Origin of the sequence: Umezawaea sp. NPDC059074 (assembly GCF_042738955.1) — a bacterium.
Taxonomy (GTDB): Bacteria; Actinomycetota; Actinomycetes; order Mycobacteriales; family Pseudonocardiaceae; genus Umezawaea.
The window spans coordinates 1-15,830 of sequence record NZ_JBHYHC010000103.1 but is presented as its reverse complement, the minus strand read 5'-3'; the positions used below and the strand labels follow the sequence as shown (position 1 = coordinate 15,830).

General features: G+C 71.1%; 14 protein-coding genes. 5 read left to right on the top strand and 9 right to left on the bottom strand.

What is annotated here, in order from left to right; translation table 11 throughout:
* Window positions 1-55: 55 nt before the first annotated feature.
* From ACFWW9_RS33635 to ACFWW9_RS33625, 3 genes are all read right to left on the bottom strand, one after another.
* A complete protein-coding gene (locus ACFWW9_RS33635; RefSeq protein WP_390386174.1) occupies window positions 56-1,657 on the bottom strand; it encodes a cellulase family glycosylhydrolase in 1,602 nt (533 codons plus the stop codon).
* A 75-nt stretch (window positions 1,658-1,732) separates the two neighbouring features.
* A complete protein-coding gene (locus ACFWW9_RS33630; RefSeq protein WP_390386173.1) occupies window positions 1,733-2,563 on the bottom strand; it encodes a DNA-3-methyladenine glycosylase family protein in 831 nt (276 codons plus the stop codon).
* A gap of 2 nt (window positions 2,564-2,565) precedes the next feature.
* Window positions 2,566-2,937: a VOC family protein gene (locus ACFWW9_RS33625; RefSeq protein ID WP_390386172.1), complete on the bottom strand. Its 372-nt coding sequence runs from the start codon at window positions 2,935-2,937 to the stop codon at window positions 2,566-2,568.
* A 54-nt stretch (window positions 2,938-2,991) separates the two neighbouring features.
* Here ACFWW9_RS33625 and ACFWW9_RS33620 point away from each other — a divergent pair, with 54 nt between their 5' ends.
* Window positions 2,992-3,438 (top strand): MarR family winged helix-turn-helix transcriptional regulator, encoded by a 447-nt coding sequence (locus tag ACFWW9_RS33620; protein WP_390386171.1) that lies wholly within the window; start codon window positions 2,992-2,994, stop codon window positions 3,436-3,438.
* Between the two features lie 240 nt (window positions 3,439-3,678).
* Window positions 3,679-4,251 carry a TetR/AcrR family transcriptional regulator gene (locus ACFWW9_RS33615; protein ID WP_390386170.1) on the top strand — a complete coding sequence of 191 codons (573 nt, stop codon included), beginning with the start codon at window positions 3,679-3,681 and terminating at the stop codon, window positions 4,249-4,251.
* Window positions 4,252-4,254: 3 nt separating this feature from the next.
* On the opposite strand, the gene ACFWW9_RS33610 is transcribed toward ACFWW9_RS33615, so the two are convergent.
* The 3 genes from ACFWW9_RS33610 to ACFWW9_RS33600 form a co-directional block, all read right to left on the bottom strand.
* On the bottom strand, window positions 4,255-5,502 hold the full coding sequence (locus ACFWW9_RS33610; RefSeq protein ID WP_390386169.1) for an SGNH/GDSL hydrolase family protein: 1,248 nt from the start codon (window positions 5,500-5,502) through the stop codon (window positions 4,255-4,257).
* Window positions 5,499-6,614, bottom strand: coding sequence for an endo-1,4-beta-xylanase (locus tag ACFWW9_RS33605; RefSeq protein ID WP_390386168.1), 1,116 nt, complete (start codon window positions 6,612-6,614; stop codon window positions 5,499-5,501). The genes ACFWW9_RS33610 and ACFWW9_RS33605 overlap by 4 nt, the downstream gene beginning before the upstream one ends.
* A gap of 143 nt (window positions 6,615-6,757) precedes the next feature.
* Window positions 6,758-7,654: an SDR family oxidoreductase gene (locus ACFWW9_RS33600; protein WP_390386167.1), complete on the bottom strand. Its 897-nt coding sequence runs from the start codon at window positions 7,652-7,654 to the stop codon at window positions 6,758-6,760.
* An 84-nt stretch (window positions 7,655-7,738) separates the two neighbouring features.
* On the opposite strand from ACFWW9_RS33600, the gene ACFWW9_RS33595 reads away from it, so the two are divergent.
* The 3 genes from ACFWW9_RS33595 to ACFWW9_RS33585 all read left to right on the top strand — a co-directional run bounded on the left by ACFWW9_RS33595 (window position 7,739) and on the right by ACFWW9_RS33585 (window position 11,334).
* Window positions 7,739-8,299 (top strand): TetR family transcriptional regulator, encoded by a 561-nt coding sequence (locus ACFWW9_RS33595; RefSeq protein WP_390386166.1) that lies wholly within the window; start codon window positions 7,739-7,741, stop codon window positions 8,297-8,299.
* Window positions 8,296-9,213 carry a hypothetical protein gene (locus ACFWW9_RS33590; protein ID WP_390386165.1) on the top strand — a complete coding sequence of 306 codons (918 nt, stop codon included), beginning with the start codon at window positions 8,296-8,298 and terminating at the stop codon, window positions 9,211-9,213. The genes ACFWW9_RS33595 and ACFWW9_RS33590 overlap by 4 nt, the downstream gene beginning before the upstream one ends.
* A 99-nt stretch (window positions 9,214-9,312) precedes the next feature.
* Window positions 9,313-11,334 (top strand): neutral/alkaline ceramidase, encoded by a 2,022-nt coding sequence (locus ACFWW9_RS33585; RefSeq protein ID WP_390386164.1) that lies wholly within the window; start codon window positions 9,313-9,315, stop codon window positions 11,332-11,334.
* A 3-nt stretch (window positions 11,335-11,337) separates the two neighbouring features.
* On the opposite strand, the gene ACFWW9_RS33580 is transcribed toward ACFWW9_RS33585, so the two are convergent.
* The 3 genes from ACFWW9_RS33580 to ACFWW9_RS33570 form a co-directional block, all read right to left on the bottom strand.
* The gene (locus ACFWW9_RS33580; protein ID WP_390386190.1) at window positions 11,338-12,600 is read right to left on the bottom strand and encodes a DUF2252 domain-containing protein; all 1,263 of its coding nucleotides are present in this window, start codon (window positions 12,598-12,600) and stop codon (window positions 11,338-11,340) included.
* A 254-nt stretch (window positions 12,601-12,854) separates the two neighbouring features.
* Entirely contained in the window at window positions 12,855-14,762 is a 1,908-nt protein-coding gene (locus tag ACFWW9_RS33575) for a hypothetical protein (protein ID WP_390386163.1), read from the bottom strand.
* A 39-nt stretch (window positions 14,763-14,801) separates the two neighbouring features.
* Window positions 14,802-15,665: a WXG100 family type VII secretion target gene (locus ACFWW9_RS33570; protein WP_390386162.1), complete on the bottom strand. Its 864-nt coding sequence runs from the start codon at window positions 15,663-15,665 to the stop codon at window positions 14,802-14,804.
* Between the last annotated feature and the right edge of the window lie 165 nt (window positions 15,666-15,830).

Genomic DNA, 15,830 nt, shown 5'->3' with positions numbered 1-15,830 from the left:
ACGGGACCGCGCTGGGACGCTCGTGGGATGCCCCGGCCGCGTACCGGGGCCGGGGTCACGTCGTGCAGGCCGCCGCGTTGAGCGTGACGGCCGACGGCGAGCCCGAGGTGCCGTTGGCGGTGAAGCCGAGCGCCACCGACGCCCCGGCGGCCAGCGACGGGCTGTAGGTCGGCGCGGTCACGGTGACCGTGGTCTCGCTCTGGGTGAACGTGCCGTTCCAGCCGCTGGCGACGGTCGCCCCGGCGGGGAGGGTGAACACGACCTTCCACGGGTTCGCCGCGCTCGTCGCGGTGTTGGTGACCGTCAGGGAACCCTGGAAGCCGCCCTGCCACGAGTTGTCGAGCTTCCACGCCGACCGGCACGCGCCCGTGCCGCCACCGGGTGTGGTGGTCGTCGTCGTGGTGGTCGTGGTGGTGGACCCGCCGCCGGAGGGCGGGATGAGGTACGGCTGGAGGATCGACTGCTTGGCCTGGTTGACCGTGGTCCAGTCGTCGCCGACGATGCCGCCGGTGTCACCGGAGTTCGGGTTCCACGACCAGTAGGTGAACGACATCCCGTTCACGCCGGTCCCGGTGTAGGCCATCAGGTTCTCCAGCCACACCTTGTCGACCGGGTTGGCCAGCGTGGTGCCGAACTCGCCCATCATGATCGGCGCGGTGTTCTGCTTGTACAGGTAGCCCCAGTAGTTGTCCCAGATCGCGGGCATGTTCGCCGGGTAGTTCGGCGCGCTGAACCACGGCTGGTTGTACACCGAGGTGGCGTACTCGTGCGGGGAGTAGACCAGCCGGTTGGCGACCGACAGCCGCACCGGGAACTGGCCCGCCTTGGACAGGTTGCCGCCCCACCAGCCGCAGTCCTCGTCGTTGGTCGGGTCGTTGTCCCACACGTTCGACAGGCCGCCGCTCGGGCAGCTCACGCCCTCGACGAAGATCAGCCAGTTCGGCTGGACGCCCAGGATCGCGTTGCCCGCGCGCTCCGCGGCCAGCCGCCAGTCCCGCGCGGTGTCGCCGCAGCCCCAGCACGAGCCGGTCGCGGCCGGGTTGGTGCCCTCGGCGTGCGGCTCGTTGTGCAGGTCCGCGCCGATGACCGTGGTGTTGCCCGCGTACCGCGCGGCGAGGGTCTTCCAGTCGTTGATCCAGGTCGTCTCGGGGACGCCCGCCGTGTACCAGAGTGCCGTCTGGCCGGCGCTGGTCGGCCGGTGGCGGTCGAGGATGACGCGCATCCCCTTCTCCCCCGCGTAGCCGATCACCTTGTCCAGGATCTGCAACGGCGACAGCCCGACGAGGTCGGGGTTGGTGAAGTCGTTGATGCCCGTGGCCTTGGCGTCGGACTTCAGCGCGTCGTTGGAGAACGGGACGCGCAGGGTGTTGTAGCCGAGCTGGGCCATCTGGTCGAGCTGCTGCCGCCACGTCCTGCTGGACCACAGCCCGTGGAACGTCTTGTTGTCGGTCTCCATGCCGAACCAGTTGATCCCGGTCAGCCGCACGGTGGTGCCGCCGCTGTCGACGATCTTGTTGCCGCTGGTGTGCAGGTACCCGGTCCCGGTGCCGCCCGCCGCGGCCGCCGGTACTTGGCTCGCCGCGCCGACGGCCACCGCCCCGCTCACGACCACCGCGGCCGCCAGCAGGGCGCCGAGGATCCTTCTGGGCTGTTTCATCCGCTCTCCTCCAAAGGACCCGGCAGGGTTTCTGGGAGCGCTCCCAGAAGAAGAGTAGTGAGCGGCGTCACCGTGTCAAGAACGAGCCTTCGGGCCGAACTCGCGCAGCGCCCGCAGGTGGACGGCGACCCACGTGCGGAACGGCCGCCACCCTTCGGACACCTCCACGAGGTCGCGGCCGTAGAGCCGGTGCACCTCGTCGGCCAGCTTGCGCTCGTGCCGCGGCACCGCGTCCGGCGCGTTGGCCCCGCGCAGCACGACCAGTTCGGCGGCGAACGGCCCGAGGCCCTTCACCTCCCGCACGGCTTCCAGGGCGTCGTCGGGGTCCATCGCCCGGAGCGCCGCGCCGTCGAGGAGCCCGTCCAACGCCGCGTCGGCCACCGCCCGCAGGTACTCCGCCTTGCGACCGGGCAGGTCCGGGTCCAAGGCGCGCAACGCTTCCGGGGCGGGGAACACGCCGTCCTCCATGAGGTCGACGCGCAGCTTCGCGGCCAGTGGGATGCGGAGCCGCTGGGACAGCACGGCCCACGCCGCCGCCTCGTACGGCGAGTGGAACCCGCACGGCCGCAAGCCCGGCAGGCGTTCCTGCGCGTCGGCGACGACTGGGTCGCGCTCGCCGACCTCGGGCCAGCCGCGGGCGTCGACGTCCAGCGACAGGAACCGGAGGGTCTGCGCGGTGGCCGCGTCGAGGTCGCCGTCGCCGGACACGACGACCCGCGCCCCGCCGCCGTCCCGCGTGACACGGGCTTCGGCGCGACTCCAGTCGCCTTCGACGCGGAACACCGTCCGCAGCTCGTCGGTGTCGCGGGCGGGCAGCGCGGCGGGCGCGAACCCCTCCCAGAACCGCTTGCTCGTGGCCGGCGACCAGGGTCCGAGGACCTCGGCCACCGTTTCCAGGCGCGCCACGGTCACGCCTTGTCGTGGATGGTGATCGCGTAGCCGTCCGGGTCGACGAAGGTGAACATCCGGCCGAACGGCCCGTCCGCCGGGGCGGCCACGATCGGCACGCCCGCGGCCGCGAGGTCGTCGTGCAGGAGCTGCGCGTCGTCGGCGTGCAGCCACAGCGCGACCCCGAAGCCCGGTCGAGGCGACGCGGCGTCCAGGTCGACGCCCGGCAGCGGCGTCCGCACCGCGAACGAGATCGGCGCGGTGTCGAACACGACCGCGCCGGGCGGGCTCACGGGCAGGCGGCGCAGCCCGAGGCGGGTCTCGTAGAACTCGGCGGCGCGGTCGAGGTCGCGCACCTGGAGGGCGAGGAAGTCGGGTCCGGTCACGGTCATGTCGTCTCCTATGTCAGTGTGTTGACATGAACGAAGGTATGTCATGATGCTGACATGAGTCAAGCCGAGACCGTCGGCCCGCTGGACCAGGCCGTGGGATACGCGCTGAAGAGGGCCGCGACCGCGCTGCGCACCTCGATGGACACCGCCCTGCGACCACTGGACCTGACCGTGCCCCAGTACTCGTGCCTGGAAGTCCTGTCTCAACGGCCAGGCCTGTCCAACGCCGAACTGGCCCGCTCCGTCTTCGTCACCCGCCAGTCGATGAACCTGGTGCTGCGCGGCCTCCAGGACCGCGGCCTGCTCACCCGCCCCGCCACCGCGCCCCACGGCCGAGCCCTGCCCACCACCCTCACCGACGAGGGCCGCACCCTGCTGCACGCCGCCAGCAAGGCCGTCCACACCGTCCAGGAACGCATGCTCACCCCGTTCTCCCCGGCCCACCGCGACCGCCTGCTCCACGACCTCGACGCCTGCGTGACGGCCCTCGCGGAGGAGTGAGAGAACAAAGTGGCCACAACAGGTTTGAGCGGTGGTCGGTAGGCCGATTTCTGGTGCGCACTGCTCGTCTCGACGACCGCGGGGTGGACCGATGCTGTGGGACACGTTCTGGCAGTTCCTGCCGTTGATCGTGCTCGCGATGAGTGCGACGGTCTGGATGGTGCGCGATCTCGTGCGGTCCACGACCCCGCGGCGTGCCAAGTCGCGATGACACGGTGTGCCCTCGGTTACGCTTGACGTGTGAGTCGATGGCAGCCGAACGCGCGGGACCGGTTGAAGCAGGCCGCCCTCGAACTGTTCGTCGAGGTGGGGTTCGCGGAGGCGACGGTTCCGCAGATCACGGCTCGGGCCGGGCTCACGACGCGGACGTTCTTCCGGCACTTCGCGGACAAGCGCGAGGTGCTGTTCGCGGGCGAGGAGGAACTGCCCGCGCGGGTCGCGAAGCTGATGGCCGACGCGCCCGCCCACCTCGACCCGATGGCGGTGATCGTCGAGGGCCTCAACTCGGTCGCGGACACGCTGTTCGCGGGTGGCCGGGACTTCATGCGCACCCGCCGGGCCGTCATCCAGAGCGACGAGGGGCTGCGGGAGCGGGAACTGCGGAAGCTGTCGACGTTGTCGGACGCGATCCGGCAGGGGTTCGTGGACCGCGGTGTCGACGAGCTGACCGCGGTCCTGTCCGCCCAGGTCGCGGTGACGATCTTCTCGGTGGGCATCGGCCGGTGGCTGGACCAGGACGGCGACCTGCCGTTGACCCACTTCGTGCGCGACACGCTCGACGCCCTGCGGTCGGTGACCGCAGGGCGTCCCTGAGCGCTAGCGGAACGGCTTCAGCGGCACGGCGGCCGCCATCGCCGCCATCCCGGCGTCGTTCGGGTGGAGGTGGTCGCCGCTGTCGTAGGCGGGCAGCAGGCGCTCGGGGTCGGCCGGGTCGCGCAGCGCGCGGTCGAAGTCGACCACGCCGTCCGGCTCGCCGCTCGTGCGGATCCAGCGGTTCACGGTCTGGCGCGCGGCCTCGTTCTCCGGACTGTAGAAGCCGAACGTGTCGTTCTTGAACGGGGTGATCGTGCCCGTGTGGACGCGCAGGCCTTGGGCGTGCGCGCGGGCGACGAGCTGGCGGTGGGCGTCGATGATGTCCCGCGCCGTCACCCTTTCCGACTCGGGCGCGCTGGTGCCGGGGTGGCCCAGGTCGTTCACGCCGAGCAGGACGACGACGTGCTGCACGCCGGGTTGGGCGAGGACGTCGCGGTCGAAGCGGCGCAGGGCCGCCTGGCCGAAGTAGTTCGCGTACGCCTCCGCCGGGTGCCCGGCGGGCGGGTTCGGGTCGTGCAGCAGGCGGTTGCCGCTGATGCCCGCGTTGACCACGCCCAGCCGTCGCAGCACCGGATCGGCCTGCAACCGCCGGGCCAGCACGTCCGGCCAGCGCTTGTTCGCGCCGCGCGTGGTCTCCGCGCCGTCGGTGATCGAGTCGCCGAACGCCACGACCGTCGCCGTCGCCCGGCCCGTGACGCTGACGCCGGTGAGGAAGTGCCACTTGCCCAGCACGGCCGTCGGCGTGAGGTCGGCGCTGCCGGTGACGTTGCCCGCCGCCACGTACCCGTCCTGGAACGGGAAGGCGTGCACGGTCGTCGCGGGCGTGCGGCGCGGCAGGTGGATGCTGACCACCAGGTCGGAGTCCGCGACGACGGACAGCGCCACGGGGTCGCTGAGCAGCGGCGCGCCCGGCGGCACGGTGACCGACGGGCGGCCGCCGAACGTGAGCCGCCGGTCGGTGCGCGGGTCCACCGCCGCGGCCGTCCCGGCGCGACGCGCCACGTGCGCCTCGCCGATGACCAGCGGCGCAGTGCCGAACTCGTTGGACAACCGCACCCGCACGCTCGTGCCGCCCACGCTGAGGTGCACGACCTGCCGCAGCGTCTGGTCCTCGAACGTCGTCGTGTCCGACGCGGGCACGGTCGTCGGCGAGGTCGCCCACGCCCCGACCCACCGGACGTGCGAGGAGGCCGACGCCTGCGGTGCGACGAGCAGCAGCAGCGCGACGACGAGCCCTAAAGCGCGCCTCATCGACGCGCCGCCAGGGTGTTCCGCAGCGCGGTGTAGGCGGGCTTGCGGGAGAAGTCGTCCCCCATGACCGTCGCCGCGCCCTCGCCCTGGAAGAACACCGGCACCCACGAGTACTTGTCGGTGAAGCCCCAGATCGTGAACGAGTCGCAGCCGCGGACGTTGAGGCACGCCGTGAGCGTGCGGGTGTAGTAGTCGGCCTGCTGCGCGAGCTGCGCCTCGGTCGGCACGCCGCTCTCCGGCAGGTCCATCCGCACGTCCAGCTCGGTGATCGCGGTCTTCAGGCCCAGCGCGGAGAACCGCTTCAGGTTGGTCTCCAGGTCGCCGGGGAAGCCGTAGCGGATGCTCAGGTGCGACTGCGCCGAGAACCCGTCCACGGGCACGTGCTGCGCGCGGAGCTGCGTGATCAGCGCGAGGTAGGCGTCGCTCTTGGCGTTGACGCTCTCCACGCCGTAGTCGTTGAAGAACAGCTTCGCCTTGGGGTCGGCCTCGTGCGCCCAGCGGAACGCGTCGGCGATGATCCCCGGCCCGAGCTCGCGGAGCCAGATGTTCTCGGTGGTGCGCAGCGCGCCGGTGTCGGTGAAGATCTCGTTGGCCACGTCCCACTGCTGGATGCTGCCCTTGTACCGGCCGACGACGCGCTTGATGTGGTCGCGCAGGATCGAGCGCAGCCCGGCGGCCGTGAAGTTCCCCTGCTCCAGCCACGCCGGGTTCTGGCTGTGCCACAACAACGTGTGCCCGCGCACGACCTGCCCGTGCTGCTTGGCGAACCGCACGATCTTGTCGGCCATGCCGAAGTTGTACGTCCCCCGCTCGGGGTGGATGTACTCCCACTTCATCTGGTTCTCGGCGGACACCGAGTCGAACTCCGCGGCGAGCACGCGGCGGTAGGGCTGGTCGGAGGTGAAGGGGTCGGGGTAGGGCTGGGACTCGTGGTGGCCGCCGCCCGCGACGGCGGTCCCGATGTGGAACCCCTTGGGCGCGGCTCCGCGCAGGGTGTCCTTGGCGGAGTGGCCGGGCGTGCGGTCGACGGGCGCGGCCGTGGCCACGAGCGTCGAGGGGACCGACAGGGCCGCGGCGACGACCACCGCGGTGGCCAAGCGGATCGACTTCATCAGGCTCTCGCTCCTTTGCGACGGGCTTGATTTCCGAAACTTTCGGTTCAGGGTGTGAAAGCTTTCGGGAAGTCGGACCCTAGGACGCCCTCCGCGCCACCGTCAAGACCACGGGTGCGGCCCGGCCGCACCCGTGGCCCCGCCTACGCGAAGTAGTCGCCCTTCTCCAAGTCCTCGAGGAGACCGGGGGCGGTCGGCCGCCACCCCAGCAGCTCCGCGGTGCGCACGGCCGTGGTCGGGTTGTCCAACCCCACGAGGCCGCCGAGGAAACCGAAGTGGGCCGCGGCGTCCTCCGCCGCGACGGACGCGGTCGGCACGTCCAGGCCGCGCCCGATGGCCTCGGCGATCTCCCGGAACGGCACGCCCTCGTCGCCGATGGCGTGCAGCCGCGACCCGGCGGGCGCCTGCTCCAGCGCGAGCCTGCACAGCCGCGCGGCGTCGAGCACGTGCACGGCGGGCCAGCGGTTGGCCCCGTCGCCGACGTACCCCGAGACGCCGTGCCGCGTGGCCATGCCGATCAGCGCCGGGCCGAAACCGTGGTCGGCCGGACCGTGCACGAGCGGCGGCAGCCGGACGACCGAGGAGCGGACCCCGTTGTCCGCCAACGCGATCACGGCGTTCTCGGCGTCGATCCGCGGGCCGTCCTCCAGCACGTCGTCCTCCGTGCCGGGACGGCCGGTGATGACGGTCAGCATCAGCGTTCCGCCGACGATGGCGAACGGCTTGCCGGAGCCCTTCAGCGCGTCCCCGATCGCCTCGACGGCCAGCATGTTGGCGGCTCCGGCGCCCGCGAAGTCGCCGACGGCGATGAGGTCGTGCTTGAACGCGAGGTGGAGCACGCCGTCCGAGGCCGCGGCGGCCTCGCGCAGGCCGTCGAGGTCGTCGAGGTCGCCGCGCCGGACCTCCGCGCCCATGCCGGTGACCACGGCCGCCGAGGCGTCGGAGCGGACGAGGCCGACGACGTCGTGACCGGCGCCGAGCAGTTCGGGGACGACGGACTGGCCGATGAAGCCGGACGCGCCGGTGACGAGGAAACGCATGGGGAGCCTCCGAAGAGTCGATGACACCTGGTGACATCACCGTAGCAGGCGACGACACCGGGTGCCATCACTAGGATGTCCCGCATGGGCAGATGGGAACCGAACGCGCGGGGCCGACTCGAGCGCGCGGCCATGGAGCTCTACACCGAGCGCGGCTTCGACCAGACGACGGTCGCGGAGATCGCCGAACGCGCCGGCCTCACGAAACGCACGTTCTTCCGGCACTACACCGACAAGCGCGACGTGCTGTTCTCCGGCGCGGTCGTGATGCAGGCGGCGGTCGTGAAGGCGGTCGCGGGCGCGCCGGACTCCGCCACTCCCCTGGCCGCCGTCGCCGCGGGCCTCGACGCCGCGGCGGACCTGCTCCAGGAGCGCGGCGACGGCCCCCGGTACCGCTACGCGATCATCGTCGCGAACCCGGAGCTCCAGGAGCGCGAACTGGTCAAGCTCGCGGCCCTCGCCGCGGCCGTCGCGGACGCGCTGGTCGACCGCGGCGTCGAGGACCGGACCGCGCGACTGGCCGCGGAGGTCGGCGTCGGCGTCTTCAAGGTCGCGTTCGTGACCTGGATCGCCGACCCGGACCGGCACGACATCGGCCACCTCATCCGGGAGGCGTTCACCGACCTGCGCGCCGTGACCCGGTGACCTGGCGAACCCTCACGGCGGACGGGGAGAAGCACGCCGCCTACGCCGACGACGAGTGGCTCCGCTCGGGCCTGGCCGCCGCGCGCGAGGTGCTCGGCGACGACGTCGCCCGCGTCGTGCAGCGCCACGCCGTGCTGGTGCTCCAACCCGACTGCGTGGCGGGCCGCGTGGCCCACCGGTGCGTGGACCTCGTGCGCCGCAACGGTTTCGAGCCGGTCCACACGGTCAGGTTCCACTTCGGACCCGAGCTGACCGCGGGGATCTGGCACTACCAGTCGACCATCTCCACCCCCGCCAGCCTGGCCATCGCCGACCACGTGTGCGGGAAGTCGGACTCGCTGCTCGTGCTGCTGCGGGACACCACCCCGCACCCGGTGATCCCGGCGTCGCTGCGGCTGAGCGACCTCAAGGGCCGCTCCACCCCGGCGAAGCGGACCGCGCGCCACCTGCGGACCGTCCTCGGTGCGCCGACCGTGCTGGTCGTGCTCGTGCACACTCCGGACGAGCCGATCGACGTGGTCCGCGAGTCCACCGTGCTCCTCGGCCCGGACGTCCGCGACCTCTTCGCCCGGATGGCGGCCCCGGCCCCGACCGACGCGGCCGACGTCCTGGCGGGGCGGATCGACGCCCTGCACGCGGAGGTCGACCCGCACGACCTCGACCTCGCGGCGGCGTCCCGGCGGCTGGGCGACCTGGTCCCGGACGCCATGCGCCGCGGTGACGCGAAGCTCGACTGGGGCCGGTTCACCGCCGACCTCGTCCGGGCGGGCGTGGATCCGACGGGCTGGGACGCGTTGCTCGTCGGCAGCGCGCACGTGGAGCACGACCGGCCCGGCGTGCCCCGGCTGGTCGACCGCGTGAGCGTGGAGAGCTGGCTCGCGGGTGAGGGCGTGCTGCTGCCACCGTTCCGGTGAATCACCCGTTCCGGGACGAACCCGACCTTGTCCCGGTGGCGTGGATCACCTACGGTCGCGAGGAACATGAATCGGGTTCACGTACCTCGGGGAGTGCGCATGCGGGCCAGGCGGCGTTCGGCGGTCGTGACGGTGCTGACCACCGTGGCGGGGATCCTGGTCTTCACCGGCCAGCCCGCCGCGCAGGCCGCACCGGAGCCCTACCTGGTCGGCCGCGGCATCTCCGACGTGACGGGACCCGCCGCCGAGAACGGCATGATGGGGTACTCGGACTTCGGCCAGAAGACCACGGGCCTGCACCAGCGGCAGCGCTCCCGCGCGTACGTCGTGGTCGACCGCGCCACCGGCGACCGGGTCGCCTACGTCAACGCCGACCTGGCGATGGTCTTCCGCTCCGTGCAGGAGGGCGTGCTCGCCAAGCTCCAGGCCCGCTACGGGAACACGTACACGCGGGAGAACCTGCTGCTGTCCGCCACCCACACCCACGCCGGTCCCGGCGGGTACTCGCACAACCTGGCCTACAACCTGTCGATCCTCGGCCTCCAGCAGCAGACGCTCGACGCGATCACCGACGGCATCGTCGAATCGGTCGTGGAGGCGCACGAGGACCTCAAGCCCGGCTCGCTGTCGCTGGGCCGCGGCGAGCTGACCGACGCGAGCGTCAACCGGTCGCGGGTGGCGTTCGACCGCAACCCCGCCGCCGACAAGGCGTTCTTCCCCAACGCGATCGACCCGTCGATGACCGTGCTGAAGTTCAGGCAGGGCACCGCCGACGTCGGCGCGGTGAGCTGGTTCGCCACCCACAACACGTCGATGACCGGCCGGAACACGCTGATCAGCCCGGACAACAAGGGGTACGCGTCCTACCAGTGGGAGCACGACGACTCCGGCGTGCGGTACCTGGACGACCGGCCCGGCTTCGTCGCCGCGTTCCCGAACACCAACGCGGGCGACATGTCGCCGAACCTGAACCTGCGCCCCGGCTCCGGCCCCACCGAGGACGAGGTCGAGAACACCCGGATCATCGGCGAGCGGCAGAACCGCAAGGCGCAGCAGATCTTCGCCGGCGCGCAGACCGAGGTGACCGGCGGCGTGGCCCACCGGATGCGGTTCGTGGACATGGGATCCGTGGCGGTCGACGGCCGCTACACCACCGACGGCGCACCCGGCACGACGTGCTCCGGCGTGGTCGGCGCGTCGACCCTGGCGGGCAGCGTGGAGGACGGCCCGGCGATCCCCGGCTTCACCGAGGGCATGCAGAGCCCGATCAAGTCGCTGCTGGAACCGTTGAACATCCCGGTGCCGCAGTGGCTCAAGGACTGCCAGTACCCGAAGGCGTCCCTGGTGCCGACCGGCCTCGTGCAGGCGACGCCGAACGTCGTGCCGTTGCAGATCGTCCGGATCGGCCAGCTGCACCTGGTCGCCGTGCCCGGCGAGGTGACCATCACCGCGGGCCTGCGGATCCGCCGCACGGTCGCCGCGGAACTGGGCACGTCGATCGACAACGTGCTGATCCAGGGCTACGCCAACGACTACAGCCAGTACGTCACCACGCCGGAGGAGTACGACCTCCAGCAGTACGAGGGCGGCTCGACCCTGTTCGGCCGCAACACCACACCCGCCTACCAGCAGGAGTTCGGCAAGCTCGCGGCGTCGCTGCGCGACGGCACCACGCCCGCCGCGGGCCCGACGCCGACCAAGCCGCCGTTCACCGAGCTCAACCTCCAGACCGGCGTGGTGTTCGACGACAAGGCGCCGGGCACGTCGTTCGGCCAGGTCCTCACCCAGCCCGCCGCGGCCTACACGACCGGCCAGACCGCGACCGCGGTGTTCGTCACCGGCCACCCGAAGAACAACCTGCACCGCAACGGGACGTTCCTGGAGGTGCAGCGGCTGGTCAACGGCCAGTGGACGCGCCACGGCGACGACGGCGACTGGTCCACCCGCTACCGGTGGCAGCGGTCCGGCGTGGCGAACTCCGAGGCCACGATCACCTGGGCGATCCCGGCGGGCACGCCCGCCGGGACCTACCGGATCGTCCACAACGGCGACTGGAAGAGCGGGTGGACCGGCAAGATCACCGGGTTCACCGGCACCACCAACTCCTTCACCGTGAGCTGACCGTCACCACGCCTCGGTCGACTCGATCCCCCTGATCCGACCGTCGCGGAAGGCGTCCACGAACAGGCGGTGGTCCTCGCGGGTCTGCTCGGCGTAGCGCAGCGCGAACTCCACGACCGAGTCGGCGAAGTCGGCGTCGCGGTCGCCGATGGCGGCCGCGATGGCCTCCTCGCACTGGAAGTCGACCAGCGTCTGCTCGGAGTCGGAGTCGGCGACGCAGTGCATCTTCGCCGTCGCCCGGCCGAGGTAGCCGAGCACCGGCAGCATCGCCGCGGGCTCGGTCAGGTCCGACCAGTCCAGGTCCGACACGTAAGGCGACAGCTCCGCCACGACGTAGCCCACGCCGTCGACCTCGGTGTGCCCGAGCCACGGGTCGGCGTGCGCCTGCAACGCCCGCTGCGACACGGCGGTCCGGTGGCCGTGGTCGGTGAAGTACCGGCGGATGTGCTCGTCCCGCACGATCCGGCTCGGCGCGGCCACGTTCGCCTGCTTCATCGACAGCACGACGTCGTTCTCCAACGCCTGCGTCCGCCCCTCGACCAGCACGTTGTACGCGGGCAGGCCCGCCGAGCCGATGCCGAACCCGCTGCGCCCCACCACGTCCTTCACCGCGTAGGTGAGGCTGCTGCTCGCCTTCTTGCCGTCCGGGATCGTGTCCAGGTACCCGGCGAACGCCCGCTCGACCCGCGCGCGCTCCTCGTCCCCCAACTCCCGCACGCCCGCCCGGTCGCGCCGGAACTGCCGCTCGTAGTCCACGATCACCGTCGTGTCGTCGAGCAGCTCTACCCGTGTCGCGAGCTTGGCCCGCAGCAGCACGTCGTGCAGCGCGCCCTCCGTGCTGTCGAGCCGGAGGCTGAACAGCTCGTCGTTGGGGTTCTCCGCGAACGACCGCACCTGCGTCACGTACGCCGTCACGTACGTCCGCACCAGGTCCTCGATCCCCTTGTCCGGCAACGCCTTCCGCCACCCGAGCAGCGCCATGGACGCCGCGAACCGCCGCACGTCCCACGTGAACGCCCCGAGGTAGGCCTCGTCGAAGTCGTTGACGTCGAACACCAACGTCCCCTGCGAGTCCATGTAGGTCCCGAAGTTCTCCGCGTGCAGATCGCCCTGGATCCACACCCGACTGGTCCGCTCGTCCGCCCACTCGTCGGGCTCGACGGCCATGTCCGCGTAGAACAGGCACGCGCTGCCCCGGTAGAACGCGAACGGCTCGGCCGCCATCTTCCGGAACTTGGCCCGGAAGGCAGCCGGATCGGCGGCCATCAGGTCCGAGAACGCGTCCTCCAGGACGGCCACGATGCGATCGCCGCGGTCACTCACCACACCACTCCTCTTCGTCGAGCGGACGCTCGGCAGGCGCAGATCATCACACGCGCTGCTCGAACGTCCCACGCCCGTGCATGACGTGCGGGAGTGGTCGCCGGTTCCCGTCTGCATCAAGCTGACCAGGAACGATCCGACACGATTCGCCCAAACCCCGACGACTCGGGCGGCGGGTCGAGTCGTCGGGGGGCCGGTTATTTGGTCAGGATCACCGTCTCCTGCTTGGTGAGGACGTCCACGGCGATCACGCGTTTGACGTTCGGGTTCTGCTCGAGGATGGGGAATTCGGTCATGTGGAAGACGTTGTCGGGTCTTCTGGACGGGCCCAGGAGGACGTAGACGTCGCCGCTGGAGCCGTGGGCGAGGCTGGCCGAGACGCTGTCCCAGACCGCCTTGCCCTCCGGGGAGGTGTTGCCCCAGCCCGGCAGCTTGACGCCCTTGTCGTCCAGGAGGCCCTCAAGGGTGTTGCGGCCGTTGTTCTGGGCGATCTCGCCTGCCTCGTCCATCACGGAGACGCGGTTGCCGTCCGCGTCGTAGATGCTGCCGGACCAGAAGAACGCGCCGTCCTCCTTGGTGGCGAGGATGTTCCTCAGGTTGTCGATCCACTTCTGGCTCTGGTCCGGGGTGAGGTCGGACAGGTCCGCCCACGGTTTGCCGTCGATCGTGGTGGCGGGCCACGCGCCGTCGGTCTTGGGGCCGTCCGATTGGGGTAGGTGCTCGCCGCCGGGATAGCCCCTTGGGTCCAGCAGGTCGAGGATGTTGGGCGGGGCTTTCACCGGGGCTACCGGGGGTGGGGTGGGTTGGGGGGTGGGGGGCTTGATCGCGTCCGGGTCGGGGCGTGGGTGGGGTTGGACGTCCGGGCGTGGGTGTGCGGGTGGGTTGGCGTCGCCGATGGGGCCCAAGGGGTTCGGGCCTGTCGGGGGCGAGATCGTGCCCGCGGGTGGGGTGGCTTGGCCTGGAGGGGTTGGGAAGCTGCCGGCTGGGGGGCTGCCGCCTGGCCAGGACGGGTTTGTGGTGACCGGGGGTGCGGCTGGGGCCTTGGACAGGGGCATGCCGGGTGGACGGGTCTTGGCTGGTGGGTTGGTGTCGGCGATGGGGCGCAACGAGTCGGCTGCCGGTGGGGTGGGGGTGAAGATGCCCTTGGGTGGGCCGGAGACGCCCGGAACGTTCGGGATCACGCCTGGGCGGGGTGGGGTGCTGCCGGGAGGGGCGGGTGGTTTCAGGGTGGGTGGCTGTGCGGGCGGCGGGGTGAAGCCCGCGGTGGTCGTGGTGCCCTGGGAGCCGGGGATCGGTGGGGGTGGTGCGATCGGTGGGCCGGTGGGGGTGCTCGACGGTGTGGGAACGCCTTGCGAACCTGGGATCGGCGGGAGTGGTGCGATCGGCGGGCCGGTCGGATTCGGTGCGCTCGCGGGTGCGGTTGTGCCGGGGGTGCCGGGGAGGTCGTTGATCGGGGTTACCGGTGGGCCGGTTGGAGGGGGAACGCTCGCCGGTGCCGTCGTGCCGTCCGCGCCTGGGATCGGCTGAAACTTGTTCACCTCTGGCCCAGTCTGCGGTGGCGGGGCGATGGGGTCCGGGCCCTGTGCGCCGGGTACCGGTTTCGCGTCGGACACCTGCGGGCCTGGGGTCGGGGTCGGTTTCGGGGCGATGCCTGGGGATCCGTGCGGGTTCTTCGCGCCGGAGTCGGGGACGATCTTGCCGAACTGGTCGGCGATGAACTGGTCGGTGTTGGTCGAGGTCTCCGCGGTCGCGCGGAGGCCGTCGCGGACCTGGCCCATCGTTTCCGCGGCGTGCTTGGCCTTGTCGACGGACTTGTCGCCGGAGCTGTTCACGGCGGCCACCATCGGCATGCCGAGCATGCCCAGCGCGTTGAAGGCCAGTTTTTGCGAGGCCAACTGGGTGGAGACGCCGTCGTAGCGGGACTGGAGGTCCGAGGCGTACCGCTGCAAGGTCTGCATCGAGCCCTCGGAGACGGTGAACCCGGCGGTGCCGGTGGGGCCCGCCGGGGCTGACGGTGGAGGTGGTGGCGGCGGGGCCGCAGGTGGTGGGCTCCCGTTGGGGTTCGCGCCGGGGTTGCCGCTGGGGCTGTGGTTGGAGCGCGCCATGTCCGCGCCTTTCGGGATCGCCGGGACGGGGGAACGGGTCTAGGCGACCGCGGCGTCGATCTTCTTGTCGACGCCGTTCTGGGCCTTCCACGACTCGTAGCTGACTTCGGCCACGTCGGCGACGTTCTCGAAGCGCTTCCAGCCCTTGCCGACCTGCTCGGTGATCTCGTCCAGGTGCTTGATGCGGCCCATCTGGCGGGACATGGCACCGATCAGCTTCGCGATCCGCGAGGCGATGTTGACGCCCAGCGCGACGGCCTTGCCGACGGCGAAACCGACGAAGCCGACGATGGACGCGCCGAAGGTGAAGAACGCGGCCGCCGCGGCGGCGATCGCGCCTGCCAGGAGGGAGCCGAGGAGTTGGGAGATCAGGTCGCGGACGATGTCGCGGAGAACGGAGACGAGGACGCCGCAGATCGCGACGATCTTGGCCTTCTTCTCTACGGCGCTCGCGAGGGAGTCGAGTTCCTGGCCGAGGGTCTCCATGTTGGCCTTGAAGGCGTCGGATGCCTGGCCGGTCCAGTCCTGGGGCTGGGCGAGGGTGTTGCGGTGGGTCTCGGCCAAGACCGCCATCTCGGCTGCGGTGGCCTTGGTCGCCTCGACGTTGGCCTGGATCTCGTCCGGGTCGCCCATGAGCTGGTCGAGCGGTTCCTTCAGGAAGCTGACGTGCTCGATCAACCAGCCGATCCCCGCGCCGAGGAGAGTGCCGAAGGGGTCCATCGCCAGCATCGCCGTGGAGGACGCCGCGCCGATGGCGGCGAAGGTGATGTCGAGGACCCGTTCGGTTTCGCTCTCGGCGTCCTTGCCCACCGAGTCGATGAGGTCGGCGTAGGCGGAGATGAAGAGAGAACCCTTGAACTTGTTCTCGTCGGTGATCTCCATGCCGGGGGGTGAGTCGACCATGCGGTTGGGCCTTCCTGGTGGGGGGTGGTTGTGGTTGTGGCAGGCAACTCCTGGACGCCAACGTGTCGCCAATGCGAGGCCAACTCGTGGGGGTGGTCTTGTTGCCCGAAGGGGCAGGGTGGGTGTTGTGCGGGCTAACCCCCGATTGCGCCAATTATCCCACCC

Bases quoted from the DNA above. Each gene is read 5' to 3' on its own strand.
- ACFWW9_RS33625 (WP_390386172.1), bottom strand. From the start codon at position 2,937: ATGACCGTGACCGGACCCGACTTCCTCGCCCTCCAGGTGCGCGACCTC.
- ACFWW9_RS33605 (WP_390386168.1), bottom strand. From the start codon at position 6,614: ATGAAGTCGATCCGCTTGGCCACCGCGGTGGTCGTCGCCGCGGCCCTG.
- ACFWW9_RS33575 (WP_390386163.1), bottom strand. From the start codon at position 14,762: ATGGCGCGCTCCAACCACAGCCCCAGCGGCAACCCCGGCGCGAACCCC.
- ACFWW9_RS33580 (WP_390386190.1), bottom strand. From the start codon at position 12,600: ATGGCCGCCGATCCGGCTGCCTTCCGGGCCAAGTTCCGGAAGATGGCG.
- ACFWW9_RS33610 (WP_390386169.1), bottom strand. From the start codon at position 5,502: ATGAGGCGCGCTTTAGGGCTCGTCGTCGCGCTGCTGCTGCTCGTCGCA.
- ACFWW9_RS33620 (WP_390386171.1), top strand. From the start codon at position 2,992: ATGAGTCAAGCCGAGACCGTCGGCCCGCTGGACCAGGCCGTGGGATAC.
- ACFWW9_RS33635 (WP_390386174.1), bottom strand. From the start codon at position 1,657: ATGAAACAGCCCAGAAGGATCCTCGGCGCCCTGCTGGCGGCCGCGGTG.
- ACFWW9_RS33600 (WP_390386167.1), bottom strand. From the start codon at position 7,654: ATGCGTTTCCTCGTCACCGGCGCGTCCGGCTTCATCGGCCAGTCCGTC.
- ACFWW9_RS33585 (WP_390386164.1), top strand. From the start codon at position 9,313: ATGCGGGCCAGGCGGCGTTCGGCGGTCGTGACGGTGCTGACCACCGTG.
- ACFWW9_RS33570 (WP_390386162.1), bottom strand. From the start codon at position 15,665: ATGGTCGACTCACCCCCCGGCATGGAGATCACCGACGAGAACAAGTTC.
- ACFWW9_RS33595 (WP_390386166.1), top strand. From the start codon at position 7,739: ATGGGCAGATGGGAACCGAACGCGCGGGGCCGACTCGAGCGCGCGGCC.